Below are 15,738 nucleotides of genomic sequence, written 5' to 3' on the forward strand. Positions count from 1 at the left end.
TTTGACCGATACCGCACCGCAGGAAGTCCTGACCGAGGTCGAGGACGGAGTCCTGATCGTCACCATCAACCGTCCCGAAGCCAAGAACGCCATGACCAAGGCGGCGTCCGAAGCCATCGCAGCGGCGATGGACCGGCTCGACGCAGAGGACGACCTGCGGGTCGGCATTCTGACCGGAGCGGGCGGCACATTCTGTTCGGGCATGGACCTCAAAGGCTTCCTGCGCGGCGAAAGCCCCAGCGTCGAAGGGCGCGGATTTGGCGGTGTGGTGCAGGCTCCGCCCGCCAAACCGTTGATTGCAGCGGTTGAGGGATATGCGCTGGCCGGCGGGCTGGAACTGATGATCGCCTGCGATCTGGTGGTTGCCAATGCGGGCGCGAAATTCGGCATCCCCGAAGCCAAGCGCGGGCTTGTCGCGGCGGCGGGCGGTGTGATGATGCTGCCCGATCAAATCCCCGAACGGGTGGCGATGGAGCTTGCCCTGACCGGCGATTTCATCGGTGCCGAGCGCGCCTATCAACTGGGCCTGATCAATCAGGTGGTCGAAGGCTCCGCGCTCGACGGGGCCAAGGCGCTGGCGGCCAAGATTGCCGCCAACGGCCCGCTGGCGGTGCGCGTATCGAAACAGGTGATGAAGGAATCGCGCGGCTGGGCAATGGAAGAACGCTATGCGCGGCAGGGCAAGTTGATCGCTCCGGTGTTTGTTTCCGAAGACGCCCGCGAAGGCGCCGCCGCCTTTGCCGAAAAACGCGCTCCCAACTGGAAGGGTAAATAAGATGCCGGTGATTGACGTAGCTCAGCCCGAATTCATGAATGACGAGGAGATTTCGATCTTTGCCGACGCCGTGGGTAAATTCTACCAACAGCACGCTCCGCAAAAGCGCGTGCAGAAATGGCGCGACGATGGTCAGGTCGAACGCGAATTCTGGAACGAAGCGGGCGCAGCCGGATTGCTGGGCGTGTCGGTGCCCGAACAATATGGCGGCCACGGCGGCGATTTCCGGCATGACATCGTCGTGATTGACCAGCAATCCAAACACGATGTCGATGGGTTCGCGGCGAGCCTGCACAACACCATCATCCTGCCCTATCTGGTGCGCCACGGGACCGAGGAGCAGAAACTGAAATATCTGCCCAAGCTGGTCAGCGGCGAATTGGTCAGCGCAATTGCGATGACCGAACCGGGGGTCGGATCGGACCTGCAATCAATCACCACGACCGCGCTGAAAGACGGCAACGGTTACCGCATCAACGGCGCAAAAACCTATATTTCGAACGGCCAGACTGCCGACTTCATCGTCGTCGTCGCCAAGACCGATCCCAACGAACGCGCCAAGGGCATCTCGTTGATGCTGCTCGAAACCGAAGGCGCAGAAGGGTTCCAACGCGGCAAAAAACTCGACAAGATCGGGATGGACGCCGCCGACACGTCTGAGCTGTTTTTCGACAATGTCTTTGTGCCCGCCGAAAATGTGCTTGGCGGGGTAGAGGGCAAGGGCTTCTATCAGCTGATGGGCGAGCTGGCGCAGGAACGTCTGGTGATCGCCATGGGCGCGGCCAGCGGGATCGAGAAAGCGCTCGATGTGACGGTCGAATATGTCAAGAACCGCAAGGCATTCGGCCAGACGATCTGGGATTTCCAGAACACCCAGTTTGTGCTCGCCGACTTGAAGGCGCGCGGCACGGCGGCGCGGGTGTTCGTCAACGATTGCATCGCCAAACTGCTCAAGGGTGAGCTGGATGTGGCGACTGCAGCCATGGCGAAATACTGGGTGACCGAGCTGCAAAGCGAAGTGGTCGACAAATGCCTGCAGCTGCATGGCGGCGCAGGCTACATCAACGAATATCCCATCGCGAAAATGTACCGCGACGCGCGCATCACGCGCATTTTTGGCGGGTCGAACGAGGTCATGAAAATGCTGATCGCGCGCTCGATGTAAGACATCGAACGCTTTCTTGGCTTTTCGAAGGCGCATCCGCGCCTTCGTCCTCGGCGCTATTGTTCGCTTCGCTCACGCACCTGCGGGCGGGCGGTCGCCCTTGCGGCTCGCGCCGTTTGTCTTGCACAGCAGAGCTGCGGCCGCGAAGTGGAGCGAAGCGAAACGGAGGGAACAGCCGGGAGGACGAAGGCGCGGATGCGCCTTCGAAATACAAAAAGGGCGCCCCGGTTTCCCGGGACGCCCTTTTGTGTCTTGCCTTGCGCGCTTAGAATTTGGCGCGCAGCACAACGCCGTAGGTGCGCGGCTGGAGCGAGAAGGCCGAACGCGAATTTGCCGCCCCGCTGCCCCGCAACGTGGTGTTGAAAGTCACCCCGCGCGTCACATTGTCGGTCAGATTGTTGACGAAGCCTTCGAGCGAGAAAGCCCCATCGGCAAACCGCAGACCGGCGCGCAGATTGATGAATTCCTTGCCATCCTGCACGTCGCCAATGATCAGCGGCGCTGCATCAATCGCCGCCTGCAGGCTACCCGCAGCCGCAATCTGCGCCGCGCTGGGCGGAACGATGGCCTGCGTCGAGGTGCGCTGATCGTCCTCCAGCCGGATCTGCCCGGCCAGGAAGAATTCGGTGCTGTCGTTGATCGGCTTTTCCCAAAGACCGCCAAACACCGCGACAATATCGGGCGCATTGGTAAGCGGGTTACCGCACAAGGATGCAACCGTGACCACGGCGGCCTGATTGCCTGCACAATCCTCTGGATAACGCGCATCGAGGAAGGTGCCGCCGAAATTGAAGGTCAATTCATCATTCGGGCGGATCAAACCTTCGATTTCAAGCCCCGTCGATTTTGCGGTTGGAACGTTGAAGGTCTGGAATGCGGTGCCGGTAAACTCAAGCACCTGGAAGTTTGAAAACTCCTCATGGAATGCGGCGATGTTGACCGTCAGCGCATCATCCAGCAGCCGGGATTTGAGGCCAATCTCATAGGCGTCGACTTCTTCCGACTGGAACCGGGGGTCGGCGCCGCCAACTCCCGCCGTGGTATCAAGGTTGATACCGCCAGACTTATAACCATGGGTGAAGCTGGCATAGAGATTGACCGGCGCGGCAAATTCATAGCCGAGCCGGGCGGTGTAGATCAGTTCCTCATCGTCAAACTGCGATTGGAACGTGCGCACCAGTGGCAGGGCTGCGGCCTGCGGCAAATCGGCAGGGGCAGTGAAACCAAAGCAGCCCAGCGCGATAAAGGTCGGTTGCAACGACGCCGGAATACCCGCGAGCGCGCCGAGCACGGCGGGGCAAATCTGGTTGTTTACCGCAGTCTGGGTAAAGCCGCCCTGTTTGTCTTCGAACGAGTAACGCGCACCCAGCGTCAGTTCGAGCCCGTCGGTGATTTCAAAACTGTTATGCGTAAAGATCGAATAGCTTTGCGCATCCTGCTGGAACCGGTTGGTGTTGGTGGTGCCAGCCGGGTCAACCCCGGTGAACAGGGTCAGCGGGTTCGGCCCCAGCGCCCCGCCGGTGGCCGGGAACAGCAAGGCCCCCACCTGCTCGCCATAATCCTCACCCAGCGAGAAAGAGACCGATTGATCCAGCGTTTCATCCGAATAGAAACCACCGATCATGTAATTCAACCGGCCGCCCGCGGCCTCACCCTGAAGCCGGAGTTCGGCGGTGAAGGTCTCAATTGTCAGATCAAGCACATCGACATTGAAAACGTCGAGCGCGGTAAAATCCGAATCGTAAGCTTCGAGCGATTCAAACTTGCGATAGGACCCGATGAAGATCACGTCGGCGCTGTCCGAGATTGGAAATTCGACCTCGCCCGTCAGGCCGAAATTGTCGACGTCGGCCCGTGGCGCGAAATTGGCGGAGACGATCCGGTCATCAAGCGCCTGTTCGAATTCAGGCTGGCCAAAGGGGTTGTTGGAAACGGTGGTTTGCCCATTGCCGCCCGTTGCGCCCAATCCGACCGCCGCAAATGCACCGCCGGGAACCAGCGGCGACTGATACAGCTCAATTGCGCCGCAGCAGCTTGACTTGCTCTTGGAATAATCGGCGATCAACCGGCCGCGCAGCCCGCTTTCGGTATCCCAGCCCAATTGGGTGCGGATCAGATATTGGTCGACATCATTGGTGTCGCCAATCTCTGTCCCCGCGCCGTTGACCACGGTCAGGAACCCGTCGCGTTCGCGGTAGGCCCCCGTCACGCGCAGCGCCAGAGTGTCCTGAACGATGGGCACATTGACCGCGCCTTGCAGGCTGATTTCGTCAAAGCTGCCATAGCCGGCGTTCACAAAGCCGCCAAATTCACTGAGGTCGGGGCGGTTGTTGGTGATGGTGAGCGCGCCCGCCGATGTGTTGCGGCCAAAGGTCGTGCCCTGCGGTCCGCGCAGCACCTCAACCCGTTCGACATCGACAAATTCGGACAAAGCAACGCCGGGGCGCGATTGATACGCGCCATCGATGAAGATCCCGACTGCACTTTCAAACCCGATGTTGTTCGAAGTGGTGCCGACGCCGCGAATACGCAGCACGACCGAGCCGGACGCAATCTGCGCCTGGCTGCTGCTGAAACTGGGCGCAAGGGTCGTCACTTCCTGAATATTGTCGACGCCCTGATTTTCGAGCGCCTGCGGCGAAATCGCGGTCACGGCGAGCGGAATATCCTGAACGTCCTGCGCGCGCCTGGTGGCGGTCACGATGATGACATTGTCGTCCGCAACCGGGACTGCACGGGGTGCGGCATCCTGAGCAAAGGCGGGTGCGGTGAACGAACTGCAGGCCATAAGGCCGGCAGCATAGGCTGCGAGCTTGCGTGTCATTGAATATCCTCTCCACTGGACGCCCGGATTATTGTCCGGTGCGGTTCTCCAATTGCCGAGATTATCAGCGCTTTCGGCGATGCCAAGAGTCGCGTGGCGGTTGTTCAAGGATAGTAGTAAAAATGCAACAATGTGTGTTGCGGCGCAGCATAGATACGTCTTTGCAATGCATATGCTAATTATGTTGCACGCGGCGCAATTGATGCGCGCTGTGCATTGTCAATGATTACGCTACGGCTTCAGGCCGAAACGAAGGCCCAGCCAGACAGTGCGCGGCACGCCCAGATCGATTGAGCCGCCCGAATTGCGGGTCACGATGTCCTCATCAAGCAGATTTTCGGCGCGCGCAATCAGCGATAGATTTCGCACCAGCGGAATCTGCGCGAACAGATCAATCGTTGTGGCCGAGCGCAAGATGTCGGTTTCAAGGTCATCTTCGAATTGCGCGCCCACATGGCGCAGAGTCCCGGCAAGCCGCCAACCTGCTGCGGGTTGCCACGCCAGCGTTGCCGATGCGGCAAACTCGGGGGTCTGCGGCGGGCGATTTCCGTTCAGCGGCGATGATGCGCCTTCCCCGTCAATCTCTGCATCGGTGAGGCTGAACGAGGCATCGAGGCTGACGCTGCCAAACCGCGCGGCCAGCGTGCCTTCGATCCCTTGCGCCGAGATTGCAGGCAGGTTCTGACGTTGCCGAAGATTGGGCGCAATCGTCACATTGGCGATGGCGTTTTCAACCTCATTGTCAAACGCGGTCAGCGACAGGACCGCAGCATCCACCGGCTGCCAGCTCAGCCCGACCTCAAACCCTTGCAGCCGCTCATTCCTGAGCGCGGCATTGGCCTGTGTCACTACCGGGAACACCACGAATGGCCGGTACAGTTCGTTAAGGGTCGGCACCCGCAGCCCGGTATAGGCCGCCGCGCGCAAATCCAGCCGCCGGGTGGCGTAGAACGAAGCCCCCGCGCGCCAGCTCAACTCCCAGTCGGACCGGTCCTGCGCGATGGTTTCGGATACCAATCCGCCATTGGCATCGACCGCGCGAAAGAACCCGTCTGCAATCCTGGTGTGATCCGCGCGCACTCCGCCGGTCACCACCAGCGGGCCGATTTCCCAATCGTCCTCCAGAAACAGGCCAAGATTGCTGGTCACGCCCCCCGCGCGCCGCCGCTCGGTCAACAATCCGCTGAACGCGCTATAGGCTTCTTCCTGCAATTCCCCGTCAGACCGGCGGTAATCCGCGCCCACCCGCACATCGTGCCCCTCTGCAATCGGCGGGCGCACTTCGATCTTGCCGCCCAGCCCGGTCGAGGGCGTGTTGCGCTGGTCGAGCACCCGCGTGAACCGGGTCGAACTGATCACCACATTGGAGAAATTGCGCGCCTGGACATAGGCCAGCGCGTCGAATTTCCAGTCACCTCGTCCGATCACCCGCAGGCTCGCATCCTGACCCTCGCTCGCCGAATCCGCGCCGTCAAAGCGCAGGGTGCGGCTATCGTCAAAGATACTCACGCGCGCCTGCAATTCGGTGTCGGCAGACAGCGGAGCGACCGCGCGCATGCCGACCTGCCAACTGTCAAACGCCGCCCGCGCGCTGGCCGGCACGCGGTCCCCGGCGGGTGTCGTGAAGAACCCCTGTCCGCGGTCCCAGCGCCCGGTTACCACGCCGAACCCGCCGCCCAATTGCTGCGTGATGGCGGCGCTGGCCTCGGTCTCTGCGCGGTCGTTGATCGCCAGATTGGCCGCGAGCGGGCCAAGCGTGTCTGCCCCCGCGCTTTCCAGCTCGATCGTCCCGGCGAGCGCGCCTGCGCCAAACGGCCCGGACCCGCCGCCGCGCGTCACCCGGATGCGCGCCAGGCCCTCGGGCGCAATCGCGGACAGCGGGATATAGCCAAAGAACGGATCGGCAATCGGCACCCCATCGAGCAGCACCAGCGCGCGGCTGGTGGCATTGCCGCCCAGCGCGCGCAAGGTCACGCCCTGCGCGCTGGGGTTCGATGATCGGCTGTCGGACCGGCGGAATTGCTGAAACCCGGCGACATTGGACAGCACATCCTCAATCCGGCCCGAACCGCTGGAGATGATCTGCTCACGCTCAATCTCGGTAACCGAATAGACGATGTTGGACAGCGCCGGTTCCAACCCTTCGCCGGTCACGACAATCTCACCTTCGGGATATGCGTTCCCGGAGGTTTCGCCGCTATCCTCTTCCTGCGCCTGCGCGGGCGGGCAAATTGCGATGATACTGGCGGCAGCGAGAAAGCGAAAAACACAGGTCATGGGCGCGACTGCTAGCGGGTCCGGACGCACAAGTCAGTTTCAAATTGCTATCAAGACTCGCTTTTGCCGACGACGTGTGTTTACATCACTGTCAATACCACAAGAGAGAGGCCCCATGCTCGCAACACCCCCTGATTACGATGTGCTGATCGTCGGCGCAGGCATTTCCGGCATCGGCATGGCCGCGCATATGCGAATGAAGGCGCCCGGCCACAGCTTCGCCATTGTCGAGCGGCGCGAGAACCTTGGCGGGACGTGGGACTTGTTCCGCTATCCCGGCATCCGTTCGGACAGCGATATGCACACGCTGGGCTTTGATTTTGAGCCGTGGCGCCATGAAAAAAGCATAGCCGATGCGCCCGCGATCCTCGAATATCTCAACCGGATCGTCGATGAGCGCGGCATCCGCCAACACATCCGTTTCGGGCAAAAGGTCATCGCAGCGGACTTCCGTCCGGACGAGGCACGTTGGCATCTTGAGCTGGAAACCGCAGAGGGCACACGCAGCCGAGTGACGGCAAATTTCCTTTATCTCGGTTCGGGCTATTACGATTACGACGAACCCTATGACCCCGGCTTTCAACTCGGTGCATTCAAGGGGCAGGTTCTCCACCCGCAATTCTGGCCCGAAGACCTCGATTATGCAGGCAAGAAAGTCGTGGTGATCGGATCGGGCGCGACCGCCGTCACCATCGTCCCGTCGATGGCGGAGACCGCTGGGCACGTCACCATGCTGCAACGCACGCCAACTTGGATGGCTTCGCGTCCGGCAAAGGATGGCTTTGCCAACTTTCTGCGCAAGATCCTGCCAGAACAACTCGCCTACCGGATCACCCGCGCCAAGAATATCTGGATGCAGGATTTCGTTTTCAAGACCGCCCGCAACAAGCCCGAAAAGGTCAAGGAGAACCTGCGCAAGGGACTCGAAAAGGCAATGGGGCCAGATTACGACAAGGCGGCCTTTACCCCGCCCTACAATCCTTGGGAGCAGCGGCTGTGTCTGGTGCCCGACGCTGATATGTTCAACGCGATCAATGCGGGCAAGGCCAGCATCGTCACCGGCCATATCGAAGCATTTGAGGAAACCGGCATCCGTCTGAAATCGGGCGAACTGATTGACGCCGACATCATCATCACCGCCACCGGCCTGAACATGGCGGTCGCCGGGAAAATCGCGGTCAGCGTCAATGGCGAAGCGGTCGATTTCGCGCAAAGGTTCTATTACAAGGGCTGCATGTTCTCGAACCTGCCCAATCTTGCGGTGGTGTTCGGCTATCTCAACGCCAGTTGGACTTTGCGCGCGGACATCAATTCCGACTATGTCTGCCGGGTGCTCAATGAAATGCGCAATCAGGGGGTGGACACCGTGACCCCGGTTCTGACCCCCGCAATGGAGGCCGCCATCGAAGAAGATGACATTTACGATTTCTCCAGCGGTTATATCCAGCGCGCCAAGCACCTCCAGCCCAAGAACGGCGTCAATTATCCGTGGCGGCTAAATCAGGAATATGTGGCGGATCGCAAGCTTATGGCGAAAGACCCGGTCGATGACGGCATCCTCACCTTTACCCGCGCCGGGGCCAATGCGAAAACGCCGGACGAACAGCTCGAAGCCGCGGAGTAAGCCAAGCCTCGTCATTGCGAGCCGCAGGCGAAGCAATCCAGACCGCCGCATCCAGACCGCCGCGTACCCACTCTGGATTGCCGCGCCGCTTTGCGGCTCGCAATGACGAAAGACTTTTGATTCAGCCAAGCTTCGCCTAACCCAACCCCATGACCTCTCCTGAAAAAATCTGGCCTGAAAAAATATGGACAGCCGGACTTGTCGTCATTGGCGATGAAATCCTGTCCGGTCGCACCCATGACAAGAATATTGCTCAGGTCGCATCGTGGCTGCAGGTGCAGGGCATCCGCCTTGCCGAAGTGCGCGTGGTGCCCGATGTCGAGGACCGGATTGTCGAGGCGGTCAACGCTTTGCGCGCCGCCAATGATTACCTCTTCACCACCGGCGGGATCGGGCCTACGCATGATGACATCACCGTCGATGCGGTGGCAAAGGCGCTGGGCGTGCCGGTTACCATCCACCCCGATGCGCGCGCTCTGCTTGAACGTTATTACGCGGACAAGGGCGGACTGAACGAAGGGCGGCTGCGCATGGCGCGCGTGCCCGAAGGCGCAGACCTGATCCCCAATCGCATGTCCGGCGCGCCGGGCATCCGCCGCGGCAATGTCATCCTGATGGCGGGGGTCCCGCATATCACCGCCGGGATGCTCGACGCGCTGACCGGCAAGCTGGAGGGCGGAGCGCCGCTGCTGTCGAGCACCATCGGCTGCTGGGTCGCCGAAAGCGAGGTTGCCGCGACGCTGCGCGAGGTCGAAACCGCGCATGCCAATTGCCAGATCGGTTCCTACCCGTTCTTCCGCGAAGGGCGCGTGGGGGCGAATTTCGTGATCCGTTCGACCAGCCAGACCGACCTTGCCGGTTGCGAGAGCGACCTGATCGGCAGGCTGATAGCCAGCGGAAACGAGCCAGTGACCGGCGGGATTTAGAGCGCTTTTGCGCAAAACGAAAAAGGGGGCCGGAAGCTTGCGCTCCCGGCCCCCTTTTCAGTTCATTGTGGCGAATTCGGGCGTTACGCGCCTTCGATATTCGCCGTGTCGATTTTCAGGCCGGGGCCCATGCTCGAGGTCAGCGAGACCTTGCGCACATATTTGCCCTTTGCGCCCGAAGGCTTGGCCTTGACGATGGCGTCGGTGATCGCGTTGAAATTGGCTTTCAGCGCATCGTCAGAAAACGACAGCTTGCCGATGCCCGAATGGATGATGCCCTGCTTTTCGACGCGGAATTCGACCTGGCCGCCCTTGGCGTCCTTTACGGCCTGTTCCACGTTTGGCGTGACCGTGCCCAGTTTCGGGTTCGGCATCAGCCCCTTGGGACCGAGCAGCTTGCCCAGACGGCCAACCACGCCCATCATGTCCGGTGTCGCGATGACGCGGTCATAATCGACATTGCCGTTCTGCATGTCTTCCATCAGGTCTTCGGCGCCAACCTTGTCAGCACCGGCAGCCAGCGCCTTGTCAGCGTTGTCGCCGCGCGCGAACACGGCGACCTTCACGTCCTTGCCCGTGCCCGAAGGCAGCGAAACCATGCCGCGCACCATCTGGTCGGCGTGACGCGGATCGACGCCGAGGTTCATGGCAACTTCGACGGTTTCGTCAAACTTGGCCTTATGCGTGCGCAAGGTGGCGATGGCTTCGTCAAAGCTATACAGCTTTTCGCGGTCGAGACCGGCAACGATTTTCTGCTTCTTGGTGATCTTCGCCATTGGTTCAGCCCTCCACCACTTCGAGGCCCATCGAACGCACGGAGCCTTCGATGATCTTCATGGCCTGTTCGATATCGTTTGCGTTGAGATCAGCCATCTTGGTCTCGGCGATTTCCTTCACCTGGGATTGCGTGATCGAGCCTGCGACCACCTTGCCCGGCTCTTTCGAACCCGATTTCAGCTTCGCAGCCTTCTTGATCAGAAAGCTGGCGGGCGGAGTTTTGGTGATGAAGGTGAACGACCGGTCAGCATAGACGGTGATCGTCGTCGGGATCGGCATGCCTTTTTCAAGGCTGTCGGTCGCGGCGTTGAACGCCTTGCAGAATTCCATGATATTCACGCCGCGCTGACCCAGAGCCGGGCCGATTGGCGGAGAGGGATTTGCAGTGCCCGCGGGCACTTGCAGCTTAATATAGCCTTCGATTTTCTTGGCCACTGGGGCCTCCTTTCGCACTGTTCCCTGCCGGTTTTCGCCAGCAAGGTCATGTTAAGCGGTCCAGCGGCAACCCTTTCGGACAGCCTCCCGCACGGATTCGCGTCTATTCGACGAGAGCGCGCCGCATAGCGGTTTTGTGCCGTGATGCAAGCGCCGAATGGACCGCCCGCGCTATTGCGGGACGGTGATATCCGCCGGGGGCAGACCCTGACGATAGCGCGCCAGCGCCGCCTCCATGCCGGCCTCGAAATGGCGCGTGTACATCGCCGTGTTGAACAGCGGCGCGCTGAGCCGGTTCGCGGCGAGCTTTGCACGGATTGCAGCGAGGCCCGCCGGGTCCTGTGCCAATCGCAGGATCAGGCGTTTATATTCCGCATCATCGTGCGTCACCAGTTCGGGCAGGCCCACCGCATGAAGCAGGCTGGAGGCGACCCGCGCGGCGAATTGCTCGCCCTCCCGCGTCACCACCGGCAGCCCTGCCCACAGCGCGTCATTGGCGGTCGTATGCGCGTTCATGCAAAATGTGTCGATAAACAGATCAGCGTGGCGGTGCCGCTCCAGATGCTCGGGATTGGCAATCCGCCTCGCAAAGATCAGCCGCGCCGGATCGACCGCGCGCGCCCGCGCCTGCTTACCCAGATTGGCCTGCACATGCGCATTGGATTGAAACAGCCACAACACACTGCCTTTGATCTGTTTCAGCACCCGCATCCAGATGTCGAATTCGCGGCGCGTCACTTTGTAATTGCTGTTGAAACAGCACAGCACAAGCGCGTTTTCGGGCAGGCCGTGATCGGCCCGGCGGGTGGGTGTCTTGGCGATCGGAAGCTGATTGTCTGCGGGCACATAGCAATACGGCAGGCGGATCAGCGCCTCTGAATAATGCGCGCGGTGCCGATCAGGAATCACATGTGGATCGGCGATCAGATAATCGATGAAATTGGTGCCCAAGGTGCTGGGATAGCCGAGATAGGTGACCTGCAACGGGGCCAGTTTCTGTTTGAACAGACCGCTGCGCGAATCGACCGTGTAACCTTGCCGGTCGATGGCGATATCAAAGTCGAGCGAGCGCGCGAGGGTGACGATGCGTTCGTCGGACCACCCGGCGACATCGTGGAAATGCTCGATGCTCTGTTCCGATGCGCGGCGGTAGGCGTCATCGCGCTTTGCCCCGATGCTGAATCCGTGCACTTCAAACCGCGACCGGTCATGTTCGCGCAGCAACCCCCCGAGCAGCCGAGCGCCGGGATGATCGTGGAAGTCGGCGCTGACATACAGCAGCCGCAGCCGCCGTTCGCCCACCCGCGCGGCAGACTTGCCGCCCGCATCTGCCGATCCGGCCATTGCCCCCGGCGCGAGCTTGAAATTGCGGTCCGCCCAGCTTTTTGCCCGGGCCAATTGCCGATGAGGCACGTCCTCTAACGCCAAAAACGGCCACGGCGGCACGCCCTCACCGGTCACCCCAAGATCTGCAATCGCGTCTGAAAATTCGTCCATCGCGGGCCAGTCGCAATGCTGCGCCAATTGATACAGCAGGTTTGCTTTCGCCAGCGCATTGTCCGGGTCCAGCGCCAGAGCCTTGCGAAACGCAGCAATGGCAACCGCGTCTTCGCCGCGTTCCTGCGCGATTGTGCCGAGATTGTAATGGGCCTTGGCAAAATCCGGGCGGGCTTCAATCGCCGTGCGATAGGCGGTGATGGCATCGGTCTGTAGCCCGGCGCGTTTGAGCGCATTGCCAAGGCTGTTGTGAACCTCTGCCAGATCGGGGCGCAAGACACAGGCGCGGCGCAGATGCAGGATCGCCGCGTCGATTTCTCCCAGCCGGGTCAGGACACTGCCCAGATTGTTGTGCGCCTGCGCCATGTCGGGATCGATATCGAGCGCGCGGCGATAGGCCGCCATGGCTTCGATCAATTGCCCTTCGTCCTGTAGCACCAGCCCCAGATTATAGGGTGCGCCGGAATATCGGGGGTTGATCTGGCAGGCGCGGCGAAAACTCTCGGCGGCCTCGCCCGCATAGCCCAGCGCGCGCGCCGCCGCTCCGCGCACGTTCCACCCGCCATCAAATTCGGGACATTCGGCGCACAATGCGCGGGCGAATTTCAAGGCATCGGCGTAACGCTGCGCCCGGTAAAGCCCGGTTAGCGTGCGAATCTGATCCGGCGAAGGCTGGCGCATCGTGCCCATGCGCGCAGCCTAGCAAGCACCGGGGCCGGTCACCAGCATGACAGTCAGCGCGGCAAGCGCCCTGCCCGCTGCGGGTTTACTTGGCCAGTTCGACCTGTTCAAAATCAAGTTCAACCAGAGTCGGACGACCAAAGATCGAAACGCTGACCTTGACCTTGGACTTGTCGAAATCGAGCTCTTCGACGACGCCGTTGAAGCTGGCGAAGGGCCCATCGAGCACTTTGACCGAATCGCCGATTTCGTAATCGACGCTGACCTGCTGCTTGGGCGCGGCCTTGGCTGCCTCAACACCGCCGAAATAGCGCGCGGCCTCTTTCTCGCTGATCGGCTGCGGTTTGTTGTTGTTGCCTAGGAAGCCGGTGACCTTGGGCGTGTTCTTGACGAGGTGATAGACATCGTCGTTCATCCGCAATTTGGCCAGCACATAACCGGGCATGAATTTGCGTTCGACCTGAACTTTCTTGCCGCGCTTGACCTCGGTGATGGTTTCGGTCGGAACCTCGATTTCCTCAACCGCTTCGGCCAGGCCAAGCCGGTCCGCCTCGGCGAGGATCGCGTCTTTCACCTTGTTTTCAAAGCCGGAATGGGCGTGAATAATATACCAGCGAGACATGAATGGTCCTTAGATCGAAAGTCTTGAATAGGGCGCGTTTGCGCCGGTTAAATCAGGCCCGCACACTCACGCAAGCGTGAGCAGGAAATTGACGAGGGCGTTGAACACGCTGTCAATGCCAAGGAAAAACAGCGACAGCACCACCATAAAGATGAACACAAAAACCGCGGTGCGCACCGTCTCATCGCGGGTCGGCCACACGACCTTGTTAAACTCGGTCCGAACCTGATTCACGAATTCGGGAACCGATGTCTTGCGCTTCTTCTCTTCGGCTTTGGGTGTTTGGGCCATGGGTAGCCTTTCGCCTTCGCGTGTAATGTTTCTGTCCGGCTTTCAGGTAGGGCCCCGCGCCGCCCGGGACAAGGTCGCGGAGGGGCTTGGGAAATTACCGATGTCGGGATTGCCATCGCTAATATGACGCGGTGCACAGGAAAGCAAGGGTGAAGCGCGCCTTCGGGGCTAGTCAAGTGCGACGGCGCACATTAGCGTGACCCACTTGTCTGAAGGCCGGGGGGACCGGCCCGATTTCGGGATAGCAATAAGGGGATAGCCAGATATGGCTGCAGCACCATCGGGCGCAGAAGCGTGGATCGCGCCGGTTACCAATGTTTCGGACTTTATCTGGGGCGGCACGTGGAACGGGGAGGCGCTGTGGTGGCTTTCCATTGGCGGCCAGCCAATCCCGCCGATGACGCTGATTTTGCTGGGCATCGGCATGTGGATCATGATTGGTCTGCGGTTTTACCCCATCGTCAAGCTGGGCAGCGCTTTCAAGGGCCTGTTCGCCGGACGCAAAGGCGAAGGGGCAGGCGAGATCTCGCCCTTTGCCGCGCTTTCCACCGCCCTTTCGGGACAGGTCGGCACGGGCAATCTGGCCGGGGTGGCCACTGCCATCACGCTGGGCGGACCCGGCGCGATTTTCTGGATGTGGGTCACCGCGCTGATCGGGATGGCGCTGGCCTTTGCCGAAGGATCACTGGCGATCCGTTACCGCGAAAAAACATCGGACGGCGTCTATCGCGGCGGACCGATGACCTACATCATGATGGGTCTGGGCAAGAAATGGACATGGCTTGCCGTGGTGTTCTGCCTCGGCACGCTGTTCTCCGCTCTGGTCACCGGCAATTCGATTCAGGCTAATGCCATTGCCGACGGCATGGGTGAATTGTTCGGGATTGAGGAATGGGTCGGCGGGCTTGTCACGGCGATTCTGGTGTTCATCGTCATCATCGGCGGGATCAAGTCGATTGGCAGCGTCGCGGAAAAGATCATTCCGTTTATGGCGGGGGCCTATATTGTGATGGCAATCATCGCGCTGATCTTGAACTTTGGCGATCTGCCCGAAACCTTTGGGCTGATTTTCCACGGGGCGCTCAACCCGCAGGCGGCAACCGGAGGCTTTGCCGGGGCAGCGATCATGCTGGCGATCCGCGCCGGTGTGGCGCGCGGGCTGTTCTCCAACGAGGCGGGGCAAGGCTCGACTCCGATCGCCCACGCGGTCGCGCAGACCAGCGATCCGGAACAACAGGGCCGGATGGCGATGCTGGGCACGTTTATCGACACGATTGTGATCTGCACCATGACGGCGCTGGTGATGCTGACCGTCGAAGGCAATTTCACCGCCGGGGATCAGGTGGTGAGCCACGCGTGGAATTCCGATCTGCAAGGCTTTGCGATGACCAGCGGAGCCTTTGCCGCGGCGTTTCCACTTGAAGTTTTCAGCGTTCCAATCGGCACGCTGATCGCGTCGATTGCGCTGATCCTGTTTGTGTTCACCACGCTGCTGACCTGGAGTTATTACGGGGAACGCGCGATCACTTTCATCTACGACCGCATCCCCGGTTCGACCCGCGCGGGCGAAAAAGTGCTGCATATGATCTGGCGGGTGCTGTGGTGCGTGGTGATCTACCTCGGATCGACGCTCGACCTGACGCTGGTGTGGCGGATGGGCGACATCGCCAATGCGGCGATGGCGCTGCCCAACCTGCTGGCGCTGGTGCTGCTATCGGGTGTGGTGTTCAAGCTGGCACAGGGCGACCGCACAGCGGGCAAGGATTTCCGCGAGGACACACCCGAAGAGCCTGAGGAATATTGAGGCGAAAGGCGCGCGCAGCAATGCTCCGCGCGCCTCTTGT

Annotated in this window: 12 protein-coding genes; 5 read left to right on the top strand and 7 right to left on the bottom strand. The window is 60.9% G+C overall.

Features of this window, described 5'->3' with window-relative positions; genetic code table 11:
* Position 1: 1 nt before the first annotated feature.
* Together ACM64M_RS12085 and ACM64M_RS12090 are read left to right on the top strand one after the other, a co-directional pair.
* Positions 2–775: a crotonase/enoyl-CoA hydratase family protein gene (locus ACM64M_RS12085; RefSeq protein WP_416228953.1), complete on the top strand. Its 774-nt coding sequence runs from the start codon at positions 2–4 to the stop codon at positions 773–775.
* Between the two features lies 1 nt (position 776).
* Positions 777–1,940 carry an acyl-CoA dehydrogenase family protein gene (locus ACM64M_RS12090; RefSeq protein WP_416228954.1) on the top strand — a complete coding sequence of 388 codons (1,164 nt, stop codon included), beginning with the start codon at positions 777–779 and terminating at the stop codon, positions 1,938–1,940.
* 265 nt (positions 1,941–2,205) lie between these two features.
* On the opposite strand, the gene ACM64M_RS12095 is transcribed toward ACM64M_RS12090, so the two are convergent.
* Both ACM64M_RS12095 and ACM64M_RS12100 read right to left on the bottom strand, forming a co-directional pair.
* Positions 2,206–4,764: a TonB-dependent receptor gene (locus ACM64M_RS12095; protein ID WP_416228955.1), complete on the bottom strand. Its 2,559-nt coding sequence runs from the start codon at positions 4,762–4,764 to the stop codon at positions 2,206–2,208.
* A gap of 231 nt (positions 4,765–4,995) precedes the next feature.
* Positions 4,996–7,041 carry a TonB-dependent receptor plug domain-containing protein gene (locus tag ACM64M_RS12100; protein ID WP_416228956.1) on the bottom strand — a complete coding sequence of 682 codons (2,046 nt, stop codon included), beginning with the start codon at positions 7,039–7,041 and terminating at the stop codon, positions 4,996–4,998.
* A 115-nt stretch (positions 7,042–7,156) separates the two neighbouring features.
* Between ACM64M_RS12100 and ACM64M_RS12105 the strand changes: the two genes are divergently transcribed.
* A complete protein-coding gene (locus ACM64M_RS12105) occupies positions 7,157–8,665 on the top strand; it encodes a flavin-containing monooxygenase (RefSeq protein WP_416228957.1) in 1,509 nt (502 codons plus the stop codon).
* A gap of 149 nt (positions 8,666–8,814) precedes the next feature.
* Positions 8,815–9,591 carry a competence/damage-inducible protein A gene (locus tag ACM64M_RS12110; RefSeq protein ID WP_416228958.1) on the top strand — a complete coding sequence of 259 codons (777 nt, stop codon included), beginning with the start codon at positions 8,815–8,817 and terminating at the stop codon, positions 9,589–9,591.
* Between the two features lie 83 nt (positions 9,592–9,674).
* On the opposite strand, the gene rplA is transcribed toward ACM64M_RS12110, so the two are convergent.
* From rplA to secE, 5 genes are all read right to left on the bottom strand, one after another.
* Entirely contained in the window at positions 9,675–10,367 is a 693-nt protein-coding gene (rplA, locus tag ACM64M_RS12115) for a 50S ribosomal protein L1 (RefSeq protein WP_416228959.1), read from the bottom strand.
* 4 nt (positions 10,368–10,371) lie between these two features.
* A complete protein-coding gene (rplK, locus tag ACM64M_RS12120) occupies positions 10,372–10,803 on the bottom strand; it encodes a 50S ribosomal protein L11 (RefSeq protein ID WP_416228960.1) in 432 nt (143 codons plus the stop codon).
* Positions 10,804–10,974: 171 nt separating this feature from the next.
* Positions 10,975–12,990 (bottom strand): tetratricopeptide repeat protein, encoded by a 2,016-nt coding sequence (locus ACM64M_RS12125; RefSeq protein WP_416228961.1) that lies wholly within the window; start codon positions 12,988–12,990, stop codon positions 10,975–10,977.
* A gap of 76 nt (positions 12,991–13,066) precedes the next feature.
* Entirely contained in the window at positions 13,067–13,603 is a 537-nt protein-coding gene (gene nusG / locus ACM64M_RS12130; RefSeq protein ID WP_416228962.1) for a transcription termination/antitermination protein NusG, read from the bottom strand.
* A gap of 66 nt (positions 13,604–13,669) precedes the next feature.
* Complete coding sequence (gene secE, locus ACM64M_RS12135) at positions 13,670–13,894, bottom strand: preprotein translocase subunit SecE (RefSeq protein ID WP_416228963.1); 225 nt, start codon at positions 13,892–13,894, stop codon at positions 13,670–13,672.
* Positions 13,895–14,159: 265 nt separating this feature from the next.
* Here secE and ACM64M_RS12140 point away from each other — a divergent pair, with 265 nt between their 5' ends.
* Entirely contained in the window at positions 14,160–15,698 is a 1,539-nt protein-coding gene (locus ACM64M_RS12140) for an alanine/glycine:cation symporter family protein (RefSeq protein WP_416228964.1), read from the top strand.
* Positions 15,699–15,738: the final 40 nt, after the last annotated feature.

The sequence above is a fragment of the Qipengyuania sp. ASV99 genome, assembly GCF_047872805.1.
GTDB lineage: Bacteria > Pseudomonadota > Alphaproteobacteria > Sphingomonadales > Sphingomonadaceae > Erythrobacter.